This window comes from Clostridium paridis, assembly GCF_016765615.1.
Lineage (GTDB): Bacteria > Bacillota > Clostridia > Clostridiales > Clostridiaceae > Clostridium_T > Clostridium_T paridis.
This window is the reverse complement of record NZ_JAESWA010000030.1, coordinates 1-20,867: the sequence shown is the minus strand read 5'-3', so window position 1 is coordinate 20,867 and position 20,867 is coordinate 1. Positions and strand designations below refer to the sequence as shown.

16 protein-coding genes, 2 tRNA genes and 1 rRNA gene are annotated in these 20,867 nt (G+C 29.2%); 4 read left to right on the top strand and 15 right to left on the bottom strand.

Annotated features, from left to right (window positions below; translation table 11 throughout):
• The first annotated feature begins 430 nt into the window (after positions 1–430).
• The 4 genes from cls to JK634_RS20325 all read left to right on the top strand — a co-directional run bounded on the left by cls (position 431) and on the right by JK634_RS20325 (position 5,848).
• Positions 431–1,843: a cardiolipin synthase gene (gene cls / locus JK634_RS20340; RefSeq protein WP_202769594.1), complete on the top strand. Its 1,413-nt coding sequence runs from the start codon at positions 431–433 to the stop codon at positions 1,841–1,843.
• A gap of 79 nt (positions 1,844–1,922) precedes the next feature.
• Complete coding sequence (locus tag JK634_RS20335) at positions 1,923–3,230, top strand: DUF2334 domain-containing protein (protein WP_202769592.1); 1,308 nt, start codon at positions 1,923–1,925, stop codon at positions 3,228–3,230.
• Positions 3,231–3,802: 572 nt separating this feature from the next.
• Positions 3,803–4,459, top strand: coding sequence for a hypothetical protein (locus JK634_RS20330; protein ID WP_202769591.1), 657 nt, complete (start codon positions 3,803–3,805; stop codon positions 4,457–4,459).
• A 21-nt stretch (positions 4,460–4,480) separates the two neighbouring features.
• Entirely contained in the window at positions 4,481–5,848 is a 1,368-nt protein-coding gene (locus JK634_RS20325) for a VanW family protein (RefSeq protein WP_202769590.1), read from the top strand.
• A gap of 76 nt (positions 5,849–5,924) precedes the next feature.
• Here the strand turns inward: JK634_RS20325 and JK634_RS20320 are convergent, their stop codons facing one another.
• The 15 genes from JK634_RS20320 to rrf form a co-directional block, all read right to left on the bottom strand.
• A complete protein-coding gene (locus tag JK634_RS20320) occupies positions 5,925–6,368 on the bottom strand; it encodes a VanZ family protein (RefSeq protein ID WP_202769589.1) in 444 nt (147 codons plus the stop codon).
• 10 nt (positions 6,369–6,378) lie between these two features.
• Positions 6,379–6,546: a hypothetical protein gene (locus JK634_RS20315; protein WP_202769588.1), complete on the bottom strand. Its 168-nt coding sequence runs from the start codon at positions 6,544–6,546 to the stop codon at positions 6,379–6,381.
• A 152-nt stretch (positions 6,547–6,698) separates the two neighbouring features.
• A complete protein-coding gene (locus tag JK634_RS20310; RefSeq protein WP_202769587.1) occupies positions 6,699–8,123 on the bottom strand; it encodes a glycogen synthase in 1,425 nt (474 codons plus the stop codon).
• Positions 8,124–8,146: 23 nt separating this feature from the next.
• Entirely contained in the window at positions 8,147–9,253 is a 1,107-nt protein-coding gene (gene glgD, locus JK634_RS20305; protein ID WP_202769586.1) for a glucose-1-phosphate adenylyltransferase subunit GlgD, read from the bottom strand.
• 15 nt (positions 9,254–9,268) lie between these two features.
• Positions 9,269–10,414, bottom strand: a complete 1,146-nt coding sequence (locus tag JK634_RS20300) for a glucose-1-phosphate adenylyltransferase (protein WP_202769585.1) — start codon at positions 10,412–10,414, stop codon at positions 9,269–9,271.
• A gap of 272 nt (positions 10,415–10,686) precedes the next feature.
• Positions 10,687–11,130, bottom strand: a complete 444-nt coding sequence (locus JK634_RS20295) for a hypothetical protein (protein ID WP_202769584.1) — start codon at positions 11,128–11,130, stop codon at positions 10,687–10,689.
• Between the two features lie 315 nt (positions 11,131–11,445).
• Positions 11,446–13,290, bottom strand: a complete 1,845-nt coding sequence (locus JK634_RS20290) for a glycoside hydrolase family 13 protein (RefSeq protein ID WP_202769583.1) — start codon at positions 13,288–13,290, stop codon at positions 11,446–11,448.
• 11 nt (positions 13,291–13,301) lie between these two features.
• Positions 13,302–15,737, bottom strand: coding sequence for a glycogen/starch/alpha-glucan phosphorylase (locus JK634_RS20285; RefSeq protein ID WP_202769582.1), 2,436 nt, complete (start codon positions 15,735–15,737; stop codon positions 13,302–13,304).
• A gap of 23 nt (positions 15,738–15,760) precedes the next feature.
• On the bottom strand, positions 15,761–17,197 hold the full coding sequence (glgA, locus tag JK634_RS20280; protein WP_202769581.1) for a glycogen synthase GlgA: 1,437 nt from the start codon (positions 17,195–17,197) through the stop codon (positions 15,761–15,763).
• Positions 17,194–19,272: a 1,4-alpha-glucan branching protein GlgB gene (glgB, locus tag JK634_RS20275; RefSeq protein WP_207753686.1), complete on the bottom strand. Its 2,079-nt coding sequence runs from the start codon at positions 19,270–19,272 to the stop codon at positions 17,194–17,196. The genes glgA and glgB overlap by 4 nt, the downstream gene beginning before the upstream one ends.
• 213 nt (positions 19,273–19,485) lie before the next feature.
• The gene (locus JK634_RS20270; RefSeq protein ID WP_202769580.1) at positions 19,486–19,647 is read right to left on the bottom strand and encodes a hypothetical protein; all 162 of its coding nucleotides are present in this window, start codon (positions 19,645–19,647) and stop codon (positions 19,486–19,488) included.
• A 390-nt stretch (positions 19,648–20,037) separates the two neighbouring features.
• Positions 20,038–20,229: a hypothetical protein gene (locus JK634_RS20265; protein ID WP_202769579.1), complete on the bottom strand. Its 192-nt coding sequence runs from the start codon at positions 20,227–20,229 to the stop codon at positions 20,038–20,040.
• A 222-nt stretch (positions 20,230–20,451) separates the two neighbouring features.
• A tRNA-Ala gene (locus JK634_RS20260) sits at positions 20,452–20,527 on the bottom strand.
• Positions 20,528–20,530: 3 nt separating this feature from the next.
• A tRNA-Ile gene (locus JK634_RS20255) sits at positions 20,531–20,607 on the bottom strand.
• A 17-nt stretch (positions 20,608–20,624) separates the two neighbouring features.
• Positions 20,625–20,741 (bottom strand): 5S ribosomal RNA (gene rrf / locus JK634_RS20250).
• Positions 20,742–20,867 lie beyond the last annotated feature (126 nt).

Below are 20,867 nucleotides of genomic sequence, written 5' to 3'. Positions count from 1 at the left end.
TCAAACTCTCAATTTGAAAGCTTAATCTAACTCAAAAGATTACGTTGACTTAAGTTTATTTCTAAATCTTACTTCATTTCCTCTGTTTAATTTTCAAAGACCAATTTGTTTGTTTCATCTCTGCTCTCTCGCAGCGACAAGTAGTATCTTATCATGGCTAAAAAATAAAGTCAACACTTTTTTCATATATTTTTTCATATATTTTTTTATATATTTATTTTGTTACTTTTTAATAATATTATACGTAATAAATATTATTAAAACTATAATAGGGTAAGACTAAAATAATATATAAGGAATAAATAATATTTATACTTATATTACATTTTATGAACAAAATCTTACCCAATTCATATTTTATTGATATAATATAAAAATAAATTACAATAAATGTTTGGAGGTGTCTTTTTTGGCAAGTATTACACACTATATGACTTACATTATAATGACCTTTAATATTTTGCTTGGTACAACAATTGTTGTATTAGAAAGAAAGCGACCAGAAAAGACTATTGCATGGCTATTAATTCTTTTGCTTCTTCCTCCTGTAGGATTGTTTCTATATATCTTTTTAGGACGCAATTGGAAGCTTCATAAACTTAATGATAGAATGTCCTCCAAAATTAACGCTTTAATAAAACCAATAATTAAAGAATATAAACTAAACGAATATGCTCCATTAATAGAGTTACTGGCAGCCAATAGCGATTCACCTATATTCCCTAATAATCAAGTTCATTTATTTACTAATGGCGCAGATAAGTTTACTGCATTAAAGGAACAATTGCTTAAAGCGAAACACCATATACACTTGGAGTACTACATAGTAAAAAGTGATGAAATAGGAAATGAAATTAAGGATATTCTAGTTAAAAAATCTAGAGAGGGAGTACGAGTACGTTTTATAATAGATAGAGTTGGCGCAAGAATGAAGCGCTCTTTTATAAAAGAATTGAAAGATGCTGGTGTTGATATAGTATTCTATTCATATTTTCTAGCCCCTATACTTAGACCAATAAATACCCAAATCAATTATAGAAATCATAGGAAGATAGTAATTATTGACGGAAATGTTGGTTTCATAGGTGGAATTAATATAGGTGATGAATACTTAGGGAAAAGTAAATATGGTTTTTGGAGAGATACCCATCTCATGGTGAGAGGTGATTTTGTTATGGCTCTACAAGCTGTATTTCTAGATGACTTTCTTACTATTCAAAAAGCTAACAATGTCTATTCATTTTATGATGCTGAATTTAATAAGTATTTCCCAACAACAAAAGTTAAAAATGATACATTAATGCAGCTTGTAAAAAGTGGTCCAGATTCAGAATTCCCCGCAATAATGCAAGCAATGTTAAAAATGATTACAATGGCTAATAACAATATATATATAACCACTCCATACTTTGTCCCTCCCGAGAGTATAATGGATGCTTTGAGAATAGCTGCTTTAGGTGGCGTTGATGTAAAAATCATCTTTCCAGAGCAGGCAGATCACTTTATAGTAAACAAGGCTTCTAGAACTTATTTTGATGAGCTATTGTCTTGCGGAGTTAAAGTTTATTTTTATGATAAGGAATCTTTTGTTCATGCTAAGACCATGACTGTAGATGGAGAACTTTGCACCCTAGGAACTACTAATATGGATATAAGAAGTTTTGACTTAAACTATGAGATAAACTGTGTAATTTATGATGAAGTTATAACAAAACAGTTAGAAGATATATTTTTTGAAGACTTGAAGATGTGTAGAGAATTTACTTTAGACGAATCAAATAATACTAACAAAGCAGAAAAAGTAATTGAAGGTGTAGCACGAGTTTTTTCTTCATTATTGTAAATAATAAATATCAAGCTAGCATTCTATTCATTATGAATGTAGGCTTGATATTTTTTTATTCTTTAAGGGGGAGTTTTTTATGATAAGAAAGATATTTTGCATAACTTCAAACATATTAATTTTATTTATATTAATAACTTTATTGAATCCTATTGTTGTAACTAAATTTTCGAAAAGCTCTATCAACTCAAAAACTATAGACTCATTATATAAAATAAATAACATAAACATATTTTACGGTAATAAAAAATTATTTTTCAAACATTCTCTCTATCAAAAATCTCAAAGATACTATATCCCTATCAGTGAGTTTTGTACGAAGATGGGAGCTAAATTAATTGAATCACAGGAATACTTTAAAATCATAAATAAAAAAGACTCTCTATTAATTTCTAAAATCAGTAACTCTATAAAGTATAACAATTTATCAAAACCTCTTAGAGGTGATATATTATCAATTGGTGAGCTTTCATATCTATCCATTTCCGATATCGAGGAAGTTTTTTCATTAATAACTTATTGGGATTTTGAAAATAGCAAAATAATATTTTCTCCAATAGAAAGAGTCTCTACTTCCGACAATAAAACAGGTGAAAATATAGCGCTTATAAGATTAGAGGATGTGGTCTGTGGAGAAGTTTATTTGGATTCAACAAATCTTTATAAGTTAAAGGTATTGGGTAACTATATGCAAAAAAGCAACTTAAAATTTTCAGTAGCATGGATTCCAAGATATAAAGATCCTTCAGAAGATATTGATAATGATCTTTTAACGAACATTAACATGGAGAATTCTGCATTCATTAATACTTTAGATTATTTGATATATAGAGATGGAGTAATTGGCCTTCACGGATATACCCACCAACATGGCAATGAGAGAAGTGTTACCTCCAATGAGTTAACTAGAGATTATAATACTACTGAAGAGGAAGTCACAAATATACTTAAATCGTCTATTAAAACAGCTAACTTACTAAATATTCCTTATAACTTTTTTGAGACACCTCACTATGAAGCTACAGCAAATCAACAAAAAATAATTGAGAAATATTTTGATTATATTTATGAGCCCTACGTAGGTAAGTGGAATAAAACTCCTATCTTGAGTGAGAGGAATCATCATACTTTTTATATCCCAACCCCTCTTAGTTATATTAAAGATTATGATGTTGCTCCTTTAATTAGAGAACTTAATAAAAAAAATACCAATATACTTAATAGTTTTTTTTATCATCCTTGTAAAGAGTTCGATTTTATTGATATATATAGTAACTATCAAGGGTTTATCTTGTTCTATTATTCGACTAAATCTCCTTTAAGCATAATTTCTAAAACATTAGAAGAAAATAACTTTGTTACTATCAAGATAACTGACATAAAATAGCTAAGGTAATATATTAATGCTATAATCCTTAGCTATAGTTTCTTATCTTTTAACTTATTAACTAATATCCTAATAATAATTATTTATGCATTTCTTCAAAAATATGTACTTAAATCAATTAATTGTATAAATACCCAAACATTTTTTTCAATATTCTCTAAAATTTCTACATTTAATACTTTTCCATATATTGCTGAAATTAATTTAATACATTATAATTAAATAAAAATATACATTAAACTTATATATCATGTAGAATATTGTATTAATTTTGTAATTGGATGTGATAATTATATTAGTTAAATTTCTATTTATACAAATATTAATAATTATTATAAATTTAATTATTTATAAGTTCGTGATAAATATTATTAATACCTTTTTACTAAAGAAGAAATATGTATTGAAGCAAAGGTACATTAATATCTTTGCCTTGTTATTTTTTTTAATTTTATCATTTGCTTTAGGACAAACTGTAGTCTACAGATTTATCTAAAATGTAGCTCATATCTATATGAGTGAACATCTACGTATCCTAATTATTACAATATTTAAAAAGAGGAGAATTAAACATGTCAAAATTTATGTCTGTGTTGGAAAAATTAAATGTCATCGAAAAGGTTGACAATGAAGCTTCTATTGATTTTAAATCATCAATTGAAAATATTGAAAATCATAATAACGATGCAGAAATCGATGGAGGAGTTGAAAATATGGTTTTAGAAATGGATGAGAATGTTCCATCTGAAGTTACAAATTACGAAGGTTCACTGGAAAACATATCAGAATCTACAACTAATGCTAGTAATGAAACTATTGATAAAAACTTTATTGTAGATGACATATATTCAATGTATTCTATAAACTCTAGTAATTCAAATACAATCTTTACGCTAGGGAAATTTATAGATGCAATACCTGAAAGCTTACCATCTGATGTAAGAAAAGAATCTGTAATTAATATCATTAATGCTGCTAACTCTAACCTTAATGATCTTTTAAATGATGGGAAAACAAGATTAGATGTATTAAATAAATTTTCAGAGAAATATCAAAAAACAATTAATACAAGTATTGCTGAATATAAAGCAGAAATAGATAAATTAAAAGACTTAATTTCTTCTTACGAAAATCAAATAAAATCTAAAGAAACCATGTTAGATGAACAAAATAATATTATAAAATTTGAAACTCAAAAATTAACTAATATCTTTAATTTCTTTAAATAGAATATTGGGATGTAATTAATTATGAAGCCAAGTTATAAAATTACCTCCCAAGGCAAGTTATTTATTCTCGGATTAGTAATGTGTTCCATTGGAACTTTATGTGGGTTTGGCTATAGAATATACACTGAAAATAAAAAATGGGACTCGCTTATCTATCCAGGCATAAATATTGGGAATATGAATCTAGAAGGCCTTTCTAGAACTGATGCTTTACATAAAATCAACACCAAATACATAAATTCATCTAACAGTACTAATATAAATATTAAATTTAAGGATAAGATTTTTACAATTGAATCCTATAAGCTTATAAAAGATACATCATTGTCTTCTACTATTGATCAAGTACTAGCATATGAAGATAATTTATCACCTTTAGAAAAGCATAGATTAATTTCTAATCAAGATAATCACAAATTTCAAATACCAGTTACTATTAATGAAGACATGCTTTTGAGTTTTATTAATGGGATTGAAAGTCATATTGATACTGCCCCTCAGAATGCCAAAATAAGGCCAGTAGTAGAAAGAAAATTGCAAATAGAAAATGAGGTCCAAGGTTATACCCTTAACAAGGAAGAATTAAAGAAAGTTATAACTAAAAGTTTATCTTATCTTCCAGCTGAAGATGTTACTATAAGTGCACCAGTTAAATTAACAAAACCTAGTATTTCATCTGAAAACCTTTCCGCTATCAATGCTTCTATTTCATCTTTTTCAACCGACTATTCAACCTCTTCTTTTGAGAGAGCAACAAATATTGAGTTGGCAGCTAAACTGATTAATGGCAGAATTCTTTTACCTAACGATATTTTTAGTTTTAATGAAATTGTTGGAGATAGAACAAATGAACGTGGATTCATGGATGCTCCTATTATTGTTGGTAATAAGGTTGAATCCGGCCTTGGAGGTGGTATTTGCCAAGTAACCTCTACCTTGTATAACGCTATACTGAACTGTGGCATTACCCCTATAGAAAGACAAAATCATAATTTACCAGTTTCCTATGTTGCATTAGGAACAGATGCAACTGTTGTATGGAATAGCATTGACTTTAAATTTAAAAATACCCTTGGATATCCTCTATTAATAGAGGCGAACACAACCAATAGAACTTTGTATATAAATATTTATTCAAATTCCAGTCTGTTAAATAAGAAATATGTAATTAAGAATGATGTATACGAACGTATACCTTCAACTACAGAGCTGATTAACGACCCTTCACTTCAAACTGGTAAGCAATATACTATTAACCAAGGTAGTGATGGTTATAGAGTTAGAGTGTTTAGATACACTTATGAAAATGGAACATTAATAAATACAGAAACTTTATCTAGTGATTACTATTCACCAACCCAAACAAAAATAAGGGTAGGAAATAAATAATCATTAATCCTTTCTAAAATACGAAAAGCAAAACTATGTAAAGTATAGTTTTGCTTTTTTTATTGATTTAAATTACTTAATTACTAGCTTGTCTTCTTCTTGAGATAAGTGTGCTTATTAAATATGCTAATAATCCTCCACATGTATCAATTAATACATCTCTAATTGCAGCAGTTCTGCCTGGAATAAATATTTGATGGAATTCATCCGAACATGCATATAGAAATACTATAAGTAAAGCAATATTTCTTGATTTCCATTTGTTAAAATACGTCTTAGTTAGATTTAATGCTAACAGAAATAATATAAAATATTCTGAGAAATGCGATGCTTTTCTAACAGCAAAGTTAGCTAAATCTCCAAAAAAACTATCTAATCTTAATCCTAGCAATTTAAAAATATATATTACTGCGTGACTTTGCTCATCTGATAAATTTCCTGGCAACTGAGAAAATGTAAAAATTATTATCATCCAAATAATTAATAGTGCCCATCTCAATGTTCTCTTGTTATTTTTCATATATTCATCCTTACTTTAGTTTTCTCATTATGTTATATCTATCAATCATGTAATAAGTAAATGCCAAAGATAATAAACCTACACCGATAAACCTTGTAGCATTCTTTATTACTATAATCAAAAGAATACCTATACTCATTACTGCTAAATCTAAATAACAAACTTTATTATCTTTCATTTAAATTACCCCCAAATAAAACTTAAATACATTTCTTCTACTCATTATATAACTTAAAACAAAAAAGTTTTATTAAATTAACCTTAAATAAATCTTATATTGAATAAACATATTAAATCTTTTATATTCTAGGGGTATAAATATAGTTATTCTTATGCTTTTTTATAAAGCTCATAATACTTTTTTGCAGATAAATTCCAGCTATTGTCTTGAAGCATTGCATTTTTTTGAACTAAATTCCATAATTCTTTATCTTTATATATTGTTAATGCCCTATCTAATGCCTCCATCATATCTATTGCTGAATAATTCTTAAATGCAAAACCATTCCCTATGCCAGTTAGATTATTAAACTCTTTTACAGTATCTTTTAACCCACCAGTTTCTCTAACTAATGGCAAAGTACCGTATCTCATAGATATCATCTGCGTAAGCCCACAAGGTTCAAATTTGGATGGAATTAAAAATAAATCTGAAGCTCCATATATTCTACTAGAGATACTAGTATCAAATTTTAATATAACTGCTAATCTCCCCTTATATTTCTCAGATAAGATTCTTAAAGATTCCTCATATATAGTTTCTCCAGTTCCTGCTATCACTAATTGAATATTTCTTCTCATTAATTCATCTATATTTGAAATTAGTAATCCTATTCCCTTTTGTTCCGTTAATCTACTTACTAACGAAACTAACGGAATTTCACAATTTACTTCAAGATTTAATTCCCTTTGCAATTCATTTTTATTTTCTCTCTTTAATTGTATGGAATTAATGTCATATCTCCTAAATAAATTACTATCCTCTTCTGGATTAAAGACACCATAATCAATCCCATTTAATATTCCCTCAAAATTTCCGCCTTTATCCTTAATATATTGGCTTAACCCAAAGCCATTATTCTCTTCCTTTATTTCTTCAGCATACGAAGGACTTACTGTAGTAACTTTGTCAGCATATTTAATTGCCCACTTCATCATATTTATTCCTTCATTATTTTTAAGTTCATCCTCTTTATAATATTTTTCCTCATCTATACCGAGCATCCATAACATATCTTTATGACATTGCCCTTGATACATAATATTATGTATGGTAAATACAGTTTTTATAGATTTATATTTATTATCTTCTTCATAATAAATCTTTTTTAATGGAATAATTAATGATGAATGCCATTCATTACAGTGAATTATATCAGGAGTAAAATCCTCAATATATTTTATGCTTTCTAATACACCCTTTGAAAAAGCAATAAATCGTTCTTCATCATCTCCATACCCATATGCACTTTCTCTATAAAAATAAAAAGGGTTGTCAATAAAATAATACTGAAGTCCATCTTCTATTACGCTCCAAAGAGAGCATTCAATTGTTTTCCACCCGATATAAGTTTTAAACCTTGCAACAAACTTTAATTTCTTTTTCATTTTTTTAGTGAGTTTATATTTAGGCATGATTATCCTAACATCAACTCCTATTCCTTTTAGGGCTTTAGGAAGCCCATGTGCAACATCACCTAAGCCTCCTACTTTCATAAAAGGATATGCCTCTACAGACACAAATAAAACCTTCATACTTCACACACCCAATCTAGAATTTAAAAAATTCTTTCCTTTTCTATCGTTAATGGGAACTTTTTTGAACCCTTTATTTCTTCACCTTTTTCTATAACAACATTTTTATCAACCACTACATTTTCTAAAATCGCCTTAGGTCCTATTTCAGCATTTTGAAGTATTATGCAATCCTTAACCCTTGCACCTTTTTTTATTTTCGCCCTTCTAGATATAATACAATTTTCAACTGCACCCTCAATGTAGCACCCATTTGCAACTATTGAATTAGTTACATTACTATCTTTTGTATATTTAGTTGGGGCTTCATTTTTACTTTTTGTATATATAGGACCATTATCAAAAAATAATTCATTATTAATTCTAGTATTTAAAAGATCCATATTACAATCATAATACATCTTCAAAGAATTAATACAGCTTAAATATCCTTTAAACTCATAAGCTTGTACATTGCATTGATTGACCCTGGAAGTTATTGAATTTTTTATCTTTCTGCAAGCTCCACTTTTTATACAATCATATATTAATTCTATAAATAAGCTTTTTTTAAGTAAATACATCTCCATAAATATATTTGCCTCTTTTTGGGAACCTATATTCTCTCCAATACTCATAACTTTATTATTTTCTGATAAATCAAGTATACTGCAATTAATAAAATTCTTGTCAGCATTATTAACCTTTTTATATATAACTGTTATATCAGAATTATTTTCAATGTGAAAATTCATTACTTCGTTATAATCTATATTACAAATCATATAAGAGGGTGCCATTAGCACATACTCTTGTCTGCTTAATTTAAAGAACTCAATATTGTTAGCAAATATATGAACGTCATCATATATTGGATTTTCATGAGAAAAATTAAATACCCTAAGTCCATCAATTTTTCTATTTAAGTCCCATGGGTTTCCACTATTCACATGATCCACTAATGATCTTGAATTATTTCTGGTAAATACACCTATATTAGAAATTCCTGAGTTTGTCATATTAGATAATATGAAATCAATGATTCTATACCTTCCTGCTATTGGAACTGATGCCAATGGCCTATTTCTTGTTAGTTCTCTTATTCTATCTTCCCTCTCATCTAAATTAATGATTCCGATACAATTCTTCATAAATTCACAGCTCCTTTACTCAATTATAGAACCACTTTTTATATCTTCACTTGGAGAAACTACTTTTACTACCTTTCCATTCCCAATCTTCGAATCCCTTCTTATCACTGCACCATTTCCAATTATAGTTTTATTAATTACAACATTTTCTCCAATCTTTGTGTTCGGAAATATAACTGAATCTTTAACTTTTGCATTCTTCCCTACAGTTACCCCTGGAAATAGCACAGAATTTTCAACTTCTCCATTAATTATGCACCCTTCTACAACTAGTGAAGACTTGATTTTAGCATTTGCTCCTATATATTGTGCCGGTCTTACTGGATTTACTGAATATACCTTCCAATTATCATCATGTAGATTTAATTCATTATCATCCTTTAGCATATCCATATTTGCTTCCCAAAGGCTATCTATAGTCCCTACATCTTTCCAATATCCTTCAAACGGATACGCAAACATCCTTTTTCCATCCTCCAGCATTCTTGGAATTATATTCTTTCCAAAATCATTTGACGAATTCTTATCTTGCTCATCTTCTTTAAGATATTTTTTTAACTCTTTCCATTTAAATATATATATTCCCATGGATGCTTTTGTACTTTTAGGATTCTCAGGTTTCTCTTCAAATTCATATATTGATAAATCCTCATTGGTATTCATAATTCCAAATCTTGAAGCCTCATATAATGGCACATCTATAACTGCTATTGTTACATCTGCTCCTTTATTCTTGTGAAAACTTAGCATTTCATCATAATTCATTTTATAGATATGATCTCCAGATAGTATTAGTACATATTCTGGATCATAAGTATCCACAAATGCTATATTTTGATAAATAGCATTAGCAGTTCCTTTATACCAGTTTGCTCCCCCTTCTCCTTGATATGGTGGTAAAATAAACACTCCACCCTCTCTTCTATCTAAATCCCATGGTTCACCTATTCCTAAATGTGAATTCAAAATAAATGGTTGATACTGAGTTAATACCCCTACAGTATGAATACCTGAATTAGAGCAATTACTTAATGTAAAGTCTATTATTCTATACTTTCCTCCAAAAGGAATCGCAGGCTTTGCAATCTTCTTTGTTAATACTCCAAGTCTCGAACCTTGACCACCTGCTAATATCATGGCTATCATTCCATTTCTAACCATTACTACACCCCTCTCATATTCTAATTCTCAAATTAACCATATCCATTTTATTCCATATTTATATACTTATGATACTATAAATTTAAGTAACTTTACATATATATTTATCTATTTACTCTAAACTTAAAAAGAGTACTATTAATATATAGTTATGGTTTTACCAATTACTTATATATAAATTAGCACTCATAAGAAGTCTTATTGGAAAGATATTATCTTAAATCTTTAATATATATTTCTACAGTTTTCCCAATAATAGAACTAGAAATTATCTAACTAATTTCAGTTAAAAACTTAGACACATAAGCTAATGATTCCTCTATTAACTCTTGGCCATTTTCTACTTCATCAATCTTTTTCTCTAAAGAGAAGATTTTTTGGTCTAATGAGACTATTCTATCTTTTATATTATTTAAAACTCTACTTTCATAATTTATCTGAGTTCCTTCTTCATCTAAATACACAATTTCAGGTGGATTTCCGCACTCAATGCATTTTAAATAAACACCTTCTTTTTCTGTATCTCTAAAAACTTTAAATGTATCATTATTACAATGAGAGCATTGAGATAATATAGTGTAGTCATAATAGCTTACATCTATATCATATATACTTTTACACTCTTTACATGTTAGAAGCAATTTATCATCTTTGCTTTCTATATAAAAGCTATTTCCGCTACAACCTTCTTTTTCACAGACAAAAGTTCTTATCATACAAACACCTCCTAGATATTTAATATGATTCTATAAATAAAAATATGACCAAAAAATATTGTTCGGCATTAAAATAGCAATAATTTTACAAAACAAAAGAGTCAGTAATACTACTGACTCTTTTTATAGGTGAATTTTAATGGAGGATATACTTAATGGATTAACTAATAACTTCTAAAGCATCATCCACAAAGTACGGTAATTGAAAATATTTGTGAGAATTAATCAATATTTCATATTAAATAATAATCTATATTGATTAATATAATTATACTGCTATTGATAATTAATTTCAATTCTTTTTTTTATAATTTACTAATATTTTTTAGACTCATTCTTTAAACTTAATATAAGACCCTCCAACGGATTTATTCTTACTATACCATCACTTGCATTTATATCTTCGCAAGTTAATAAATCAACTACTTTCTTTTCCTCTATAAATTCTTTAATAACTATCTTTTTAGATTCATTATTACTCCTATTTACTATGATAAATAACTTTTCTTCTGCCAAACCTCTTTTATAACAGATGACATCTTCATCAGAAGTAACAAATTCCAAGTCTCCGCATTTTAATATAGAGCTGCCATTTCGAATTTTTATAATATTTTTATAAAAGTTCAAAATATCCTTATCTTCCTTTCCCCAAGGGTATGTTTTTCTATTCAAAGGGTCTTCCTCTCCTTTAAGCCCTACTTCATCTCCATAATAAATTAATGGAACTCCTACCATAGTCATCTGGATGATTACGCACAAATATAATATTTTTTTCTCATTAACTTCAGTTAGTATTCGTTTGGTATCATGGGTTCCTATAAGATTCATGAGAGAATAGAAATTTTCAAGAGGATAATTTTCTTTTAAACTCATAATTCTTCTTTTAAATACTTCTGAATTAATTCTATTTGTAAAGAATTCAATAATATTCTCTCTTAGAGGATAATTTGTAACAGAATCTAATTCATCTCCAAGAAAATACCTTCTCTTATTCCCATAACTTATTTTGTTTGAGGCATCCTCCCATACCTCTCCAATCACAACACTATCTGATTTTTCTTTCCTCGCTCTTTCTTTCAATAGTCTTATAAATTCATCTGGTAACTCATCCGCAACATCTAATCTCCAGCCACTAACACCTATATTCATCCACTTACTTAGTACTGAGTCTTTTGAGTTCACAACATAATCTACATAGTCTGGATATAGTTCATTTACATTGGGTAGATTGCTAAACCCCCACCAGCTATCGTAACTATCAGGAAACGACTTGAAACTATACCAGTTATAATACTTAGAATACTTACTTTGATATGCTCCTAGAGAATTATAGTTACCATACTTATTAAAATAAATACTATCTGCACCAGTATGAGAAAATACTCCATCTAATATTATTTTAATTCCAGAATCTGCAGCCTTTCTGCATAGTTCAGCAAATATGTTTTCGTCTCCATACATCTCATCGATTTTCTTATAATCACCTGTATCATATTTATGATTTGAAGTTGCCTCAAATATGGGATTAAAATATATTGTGTTTATTCCGAGATCTTTCAAATATGGTATTTTATGAATTACACCTTTTAGGTTACCTCCAAAGAAATCCCATCTAGTTATATCTCCTTTTGCATCTCTTATATACATGGGATCATCATCCCATCTCCCATATAGAAAGCTATTTTTTTTAGGATTTGAAATTACACCATAATCATTTCCATTGAAAAATCTATCAACAAAAATCTGATATATTATTCCTTCTTTGAACCAAGCAGGTATCTTATTCTCTTTATACACTGTAATCTGGTATGTCTTAGGATTATCTAAATAGACTTCTCCAACCCCCCCTAGTTGTTGTATATTATTACCATAAAAGTACACGCTATAATCCAAGACTACTGAAAAATAATATTGATAGACTCCTTGTTCTTTTAATGTTATCTTCGTATAATACTTTTTATTATTATTAAAATTCTCTATACTATTAATCATTTTTATTTTTTCTGTTGTTCCGTTGAAGTAGATTAGTTCCAAAAACACTTCTTTAGCATCGCCAGTAGTTTCAAGTAGTAAAAAAACTTCACTATTAATTGGTACTGCTCCAAATGGTCTTCTATAACAATTATTCTGCGAATCATGATATATATACTGAGTACTCATCCTATTACACCTCATAGATTCTTATAGAGAAAACCGGAACCCCATATTCCAGTAGCATATTCTTGAATTGTTCTATCACTAGAGAATATTCCTGAATGAGCTATATTAACTGCAGCCATACTCTGCCACTTAGCTTTATTTCTGTATAATTCATCTACCTTCTCTTGCGCATTCATATATGAATCAAAATCTTTAAGCACAAAAAATTCATCATTATAATCAAGTAAATCCCTATATATTATTCTAAATCTCTCTCTATCTTGATCATAAAATCCATTAACAAGTTGTTCAGTTACATTAATAAGCCTGTTATCTGAGTTTCTTACTGCCCAAGAAGAGTATCCTCCATTCCTATAGTAATTTACAACCTCTTTTTCAGTTAGCCCAAATATTATAATGTTCTCATCACCAACTTCATCTCTTATTTCAACATTTGCTCCATCCAATGTTGCTATAGTCACTGCCCCATTCATCATAAACTTCATATTGCTTGTTCCTGATGCCTCTTTTGTTGTTGTTGAAATCTGTTCACTCAAATCTGTTGCTGGGATTATTAATTCTGCTAATGAAACATTATAATTCTCCATAAAGATAACCTTAAGTTTATCATTTATCCTTTTGTCATTATTAATTTTTTTGCCTATAGCATTAATCAGTTCAATTGTCTTTTTGGCTAAATAATATCCTGGTGCTGCTTTTCCTCCGAAAATAAATGTCCTCGGCGGTATATCTAAATTAGGATCACCTAACAATTTATTATAGATTCCCATAATTCTAAGTGCATTAAGAGTTTGTCTTTTATATGCATGAATTCTTTTAACCTGTACATCAAATATTGAATTTGTATCAACAATTATACCTTGTTGTTCTTTAATTTTTTTAGCTAATCTTTCTTTATTATTCTTTTTAATTTCACTTAGCTTTTCTTGTACTACGGCATCGTCCTTAAATCTTTTAAAAGCCTCCATATCTGTAGGGTGCTTTATCCAGCTATCACCTATAGTCATCTTTAATAATTTAGTAAGCTCAGGATTAGACTTAATAAGCCATCTTCTATGAGTTATACCATTAGTTTTGTTATTAAATTTTCTTGGAAACATATAATAAAAGTCTGACATTTCCTGTTTCTTAAGAATTTCTGTATGCAGTTTGGCCACTCCATTAACACTATGACTTCCTACCACAGCCAAATGAGCCATCTTTACAAAGCCATCTTCAATAATAGCCATTTTATGAATTTTCTCTTCTTGATACGGGTATCTATTATTTAATTCTTCTCTAAATCTCCTGTCAATCTCTTCAATAATCATATAAATTCTTGGAAGTAGTTTTTTAAACATGTTAACTTCCCATTTCTCTAGAGCTTCTGCTAATATAGTGTGGTTTGTATATGATATTGTATTAGTAGTTACCCTCCATGCATCATCCCAAGAGAAGTTCTCTTCATCAATTAAAATCCTCATTAACTCTGGTATTGCCATAGTAGGATGAGTATCATTTATATGGATTGCTATTCTATCATTTAATAAATACAAATCCCCAATATGCTTTTTGTAATGCCTAATTATACTTTGTATTCCTGCAGATACAAAGAAATACTGTTGCTTCAATCTTAATAACTTTCCTTCATAAAATGAATCCTCTGGATAAAGTACTTGCGATATAGCCTCTACAGAATTTTTGTATTCTATTGCTTTTAAATATTCTCCCCTGCTAAAAGATGAGAAATCAAATTCATTGTTTATTGGTTCAGCACTCCACAGTCTTAAGCTATTTATTACGTCATTCTTATATCCTACAATCGGAGTATCGTATGGTGTTGCCAATACTGAATCATAATTTATATGATTAAACTTTAAGCTTCCATCTATATATTCAACCTTAACTTCTCCACCAAACTTAACAACTTCTGCTTTATTATGCTTTTTTATTTCCCATACATTATCCTTTCTTAACCAAACATCTGGAGTTTCCACTTGAGAACCATTAATTATTTTTTGTTCAAAAAATCCATATTTATACCTTATACCACAACCATGACCCGGAATATTTAACGATGCCATTGAGTCTAAAAAACATGCTGCTAATCTACCAAGTCCACCGTTACCTAACCCTTGATCTTGTTCTAACTCTTCTAACTTATCTAAATCTATATTTAATTCCTTAAGACCTTCTTTACACAAATCTCTTATTCCAAGGTTAAGCAAACTATTCCCTAACAGCCTTCCTAACAAAAACTCCATTGAAAAATAATATACCTGCTTCTCTTTATTGTCATTATATCTTTTATTGGTATTTATCCACATATCTATTACATAATCTTTTACCAATATTCCTAGAGCCTGATATTTCTCTATATCTGATCCTTCTTCTAATGGCACTCCATGAATTTCTACAAATTTTCGCTTATAATCTTTTATAAATACTTCTTTGTTTATTTTAAACAAAATAATCACTCCTAAATATAGTTCTAAAATTGTGTCACTAAATTTAGATATAAATTCTTATAATCTTCAGCAGATTTTTTCCAGCTGTTATCTTGATTCATAGCTGATATAACTAAATTACTCCAAACATCATTATTGCCATAACAAGATAAAGCATATTCAATTGTATTCATAAGTTCCCACGCACTATAATTTTTAAATGAAAATCCATTACCTTCCCCAGTATATTTGTTATATGGTATTACTGTGTCCTTCAAGCCACCAGTTTCCCTAACAATCGGAATAGTTCCATACCTCAATGCAATCAATTGTCCAAGGCCGCAAGGTTCAAATAAAGATGGCATCAAGAACATATCACAAGCTGCATATATTTTATGAGCCAGTTCATTACTAAATCTTATATTTGCAGATACCTTATTAGGATATCTATATTGTAAATTCTTAAAATGCTCCTCATATAAGTAATCGCCTGTTCCTAAGACTACAAGTTGAACCTCCTTCTGAAGTAATGAATCTGATACCTCTGCAACTAAATTCATTCCTTTTTGATTTGTAAGTCTTGATACAATTCCGATAAGGGGTATTGTCTTATCAACAGGTAATCCTAACTCTTCTTGCAACTTTTCTTTATTAATAGACTTACCACCTAAGTCTCTAACTGAATAATCTTGGTAAATATACTCATCCTTTTCAGGATTATATGCCTTATAATCTATTCCATTTAATATTCCAGATAATGCACTACTTCTATTTCTTAGTAACCCATCTAATCCTTCTCCATATAATGATGTCTGAATCTCTCCTGCATAGCTCGGACTCACCGTAGAAACTCTATCTGAATAATTAATTCCTCCTTTCATAAAACTCACTCCACCATAAAATTCTAAACTTCCATCTTCATATGGCACCATATCATATCCAAATAACTCAGGAAGTATATTAGGGTCATAAGTTCCCCTAAAGAGTAAATTATGAATGCTAAACACTGTTTTGATTTCACTATAGAAAGGATCCTTAGAATATTCTAATTTCAAAAGAACTGGTATCATTCCAGATTGCCAGTCATTTGCATGAATTATTTCTACCTTCAAGTCAATCTCTTTAAGGGCTTGTAGTACTGCTCGATCGAAGAAAGCAAACCTTTCTGCATCATCATAGTATCCGTATAACCCATCCCGATCAAAATATCGTTCATTATCTATAAAGTAATATTTCACTCCTTCAAATTCATATTGGAAAAGTCCACAATATTGAGATCTCCAACCAACAGATACCGTGAAACATTTTATGAAGTATAACTTATCATTATATTTCTCTTTAATCTCTTTGTAATATGGCATGATTACACTAACATCAACATCTAGATTTTTTAAATCTCTTGGCAATGAACCTGCCACATCTCCTAATCCACCAGTTTTAGCGAAAGGTTCTGCCTCAGAAGTCACAAACAATACTTTCATATTAGTTCCTCCTTATCTTTATTTTTCTCTTTTTTTAGATTACTTGATGATGCATTATTAGAGTCTAACCTTATTTGTTTTTCTAATTTTATTACTACTACTGCCATTGGCGGTACTTTTATATTAAGAAAATACGCTTCTTTGTGCCAGTTCCCTTTAACTGAAAACATTGTTTGTTCTGTTATTTTTCCTTTCCCTCCATATAATTCATTATCACTATTAAATATTTCTTTATATTCTCCTAGGTAAGGAACTCCTATTTTATAATTATCATATTCATATGTGGTAAAATTACACACCACTATTAATGTATCTCTTTCCTTTACTCCATTTCTAACATAAATTAATATACTTTGCTCACTATTATCAGCATCTATCCATCTAAATCCAGAGTGATCATAATCTAGCTCCCATAAAGCTTTCTGATTTATATATAAGTGATTAATATCTTTAAAGAACCTATGGGTATTTCTATGCATGTCAAAATTCTCAATTAATTGCCAATCCAGTTCTTCTTTATGTCTCCACTCAACAAATTGTCCAAATTCATTTCCCATAAATAAAGTTTTCTTTCCTGGGTGTGTCATCATAAAACCCATAAACACTCGAAGGCCTGCGAATTTAGTCCAATAATCCCCCCACATTTTATCTATCAATGATTTCTTTCCATGAACTACTTCATCATGTGATATTGGCAAAATAAAATTCTCTGAATAATGATACATCATAGGGAAATTAATTAGATTATGATTATACTTTCTGTATAAAGGATCAATAGATACATACTTCAATATGTCATTCATCCATCCCATATTCCATTTAAAATTAAATCCTAAACCTCCTACATCTGCCGGCTTTGTTACAAGAGGCCATGATGTAGATTCTTCTGCAATCATTAAATTGTTAGGAAATTCTTTAAAGACCGCCGTATTAAGTTCTCGTAAAAACTTAATAGCCTCGAGGTTTTCTTTCCCACCATACTTATTAGGAACCCATTCACCAGGTCCCCTATCATAATCTAGATATAGCATATTTGCAACAGCATCAACTCTTAACCCATCTATATGAAATTCTCTCATCCAATATAAAGCATTTGATATAAGAAAACTTTTAACCTCATTTTTCCCTAAATCAAAATTTGCTGCACCCCAACCTTTATTTTCTTGCCTAAATAAATCCTTATATTCATAAACTGCTTCTCCATCAAACATATATAACCCATGTGCATCCTTGCAAAAATGTCCTGGAACCCAGTCTAATATAACCCCTATTCCTTCATTATGGAATGAATCAACAAGTTCCTTAAATTCTTCTCTTGTCCCATACCTACAAGTTGGTGCATAATACCCCGTAACTTGATACCCCCATGAATCATCTAATGGATGTTCCATTATTGGCATTATTTCAACATGTGTATATCCCATTTCCTTAACATATTTAGGTACTTCTATCGCAATTTCTTTATAAGTGAAAAATTCACCTGACTCTTTCTTTTTCCATGAACCCAGGTGAAGCTCATATATATTTATAGGACTTCTATATACATTAGTCTTATTCTTCTTATTAATCCAACGTTTATCTCTCCATCTATACTTACTATTTGAAACCACAATTGATGCAGTATTTGGCCTTAGTTCAGACAAAACCCCATAAGGGTCTGCTTTCATTACCTTCTTATGATTCCTTTTATTTATAATTAAATATTTATATATTTGATTTTCAAATTTTCCAGGTATAAAAGTACTCCATATTCCTGACTTGGTGACTTTGTTCAATGCATACTCTTTTGATACTTGCCAATTATTAAAATTTCCAACAATATAAACCTCACTCGCATTAGGTGCCCATGTAGTAAATCTCACTCCTTTTTTTCTATTTTCTGTTACCAAATGTGCTCCCATAAACTTATAGGCATTATAATGGTTTCCTTGATGAAACAAATATGAGTCATAATCTGTTATACCTTCAGTTACAGTCCTACTTTCTTCCTTATTCACTTGTATATCTGTGTTACTAATCTTTTCTTCAGAGGAGTTATTAATTTCATGTTTATCATTTTCTATTATTTCCCTCAAATTCCATGAACCCCCTTTTTAGTCTTTAATAGATTATATCATAATTTTGAAATATTATGTTTTTTAAACTTTTCTTATTATAAAACCTTCTGGAATTTTTTTACTATTACTTAATAATCCTCTTAGTTTCATACATTGAAATAAAAAATTACAAACCACTAAAGAGCAAAAAAATAAAAGCTACCTAGATGATAGCTTTTCATTAACATATTCTTATAAATCATTATTTTCTTTTTCGTACTTCTCCTTAATTGTCTGCTCTATTTGCCTTATTTTCTCATCAATTGTATCGGTATTCTTCCCCGCTAAAATTAATTCTCTTTTTTTTAGTTTTAATCCTACCAGTTCTTTTTCTAAATCTTCTGCATTAGACATAAAAACACTCCCCATCAAATTTTACATTTTTATTAATCCCCGTAATATAGTTTATACTATGAAAAAAAAGTTTCTTTGTTAAATGTGTAATTACTGGTAAACGTATTCAGGTAAATTTCTTTGCTATATTTTTATAACCTTATTTTTTGATATTGCATTTTATTAGACTATTTTATTTTATGTTAATAACTTATATTTTAGTTTAACTTTCCAAATATTTCAATATTTTTTATATATATTTATTAAAAATCAATTAATAAGTTATATAGCATACTTCTTTTTAGTCATTTACATTAATATTATATATTCTTTATATTTGATTTATTATTAACTTTTCATTTTTTTATTCTTAATTACTCTGTTTTTGAATGCTTGTCTAAAATTTTTCAATTATTTATTTATCTTCATTTTAATGCCTTGCGACTTTTCTATCACATATGCTACTTGTGGCTTAACATTGTCATCAATAGCTAAATATCGATAATTTAAAAATAATAATATTATTATTTGTATAAGTATTGCAATAAGTACATAAAGTCCTAAAATTTTAGCCTTTTTCTTCATCAATAATTTTTCCTTCACATAAATTTTTCTCGTTTTCTATCTTAGTATACTTAATTTTTATAAGAAAATAAATAAAAAAATCATCAAGAAGACTATGAGTCGCAAATTTTTTTCTCACATCTGCCTCTCTAAATACATATGAGAAAAAATTGGCAAGCACCCAACTTTGCTTTTTACACATTTATGGAGAATTAAACTTTATGTAAACAAAAAAGACACAAGCATAATTGTGTCTTCTTTTGGTGGAGATAAAGAGATTCGAACTCTTGACCCCCTGCGTGCAAGGCAGGTGCTCTCCCAGCTGAGCTATACCCCCATATGGTGGACCTTCAGGGACTCGAACCCCGGACCTACCGGTTATGAGCCGGTTGCTCTAACCAACTGAGCTAAAGATCCTCATTATAAAAAAATAAAATTGGCGATTCCCTACTCTCCCACACAGTCTCCCGTGCAGTACCATCGGCATCTCAAAGCTTAACCGTCCTGTTCGAAATGGGAAGGGGTGTTACCTTTGTATCATCATCACCAATTAATTCTTATATGAAAAAACTTTATGTTCTTTCAAAATTGCACATAATATCCAGTTGTTTTTATTTGGTCAAGCCCTCGATCTATTAGTATGAGTCAGCTAAATATGTTACCACACTTACACCCCT

Bases quoted from the DNA above. Each gene is read 5' to 3' on its own strand.
- cls (WP_202769594.1), top strand. From the start codon at position 431: ATGACTTACATTATAATGACCTTTAATATTTTGCTTGGTACAACAATT.
- JK634_RS20335 (WP_202769592.1), top strand. From the start codon at position 1,923: ATGATAAGAAAGATATTTTGCATAACTTCAAACATATTAATTTTATTT.
- JK634_RS20330 (WP_202769591.1), top strand. From the start codon at position 3,803: ATGTCAAAATTTATGTCTGTGTTGGAAAAATTAAATGTCATCGAAAAG.
- JK634_RS20325 (WP_202769590.1), top strand. From the start codon at position 4,481: ATGAAGCCAAGTTATAAAATTACCTCCCAAGGCAAGTTATTTATTCTC.
- JK634_RS20320 (WP_202769589.1), bottom strand. From the start codon at position 6,368: ATGAAAAATAACAAGAGAACATTGAGATGGGCACTATTAATTATTTGG.
- JK634_RS20315 (WP_202769588.1), bottom strand. From the start codon at position 6,546: ATGAAAGATAATAAAGTTTGTTATTTAGATTTAGCAGTAATGAGTATA.
- JK634_RS20310 (WP_202769587.1), bottom strand. From the start codon at position 8,123: ATGAAGGTTTTATTTGTGTCTGTAGAGGCATATCCTTTTATGAAAGTA.
- glgD (WP_202769586.1), bottom strand. From the start codon at position 9,253: ATGAAGAATTGTATCGGAATCATTAATTTAGATGAGAGGGAAGATAGA.
- JK634_RS20300 (WP_202769585.1), bottom strand. From the start codon at position 10,414: ATGGTTAGAAATGGAATGATAGCCATGATATTAGCAGGTGGTCAAGGT.
- JK634_RS20295 (WP_202769584.1), bottom strand. From the start codon at position 11,130: ATGATAAGAACTTTTGTCTGTGAAAAAGAAGGTTGTAGCGGAAATAGC.
- JK634_RS20290 (WP_202769583.1), bottom strand. From the start codon at position 13,290: ATGAGTACTCAGTATATATATCATGATTCGCAGAATAATTGTTATAGA.
- glgA (WP_202769581.1), bottom strand. From the start codon at position 17,197: ATGAAAGTATTGTTTGTGACTTCTGAGGCAGAACCTTTCGCTAAAACT.
- JK634_RS20270 (WP_202769580.1), bottom strand. From the start codon at position 19,647: ATGTCTAATGCAGAAGATTTAGAAAAAGAACTGGTAGGATTAAAACTA.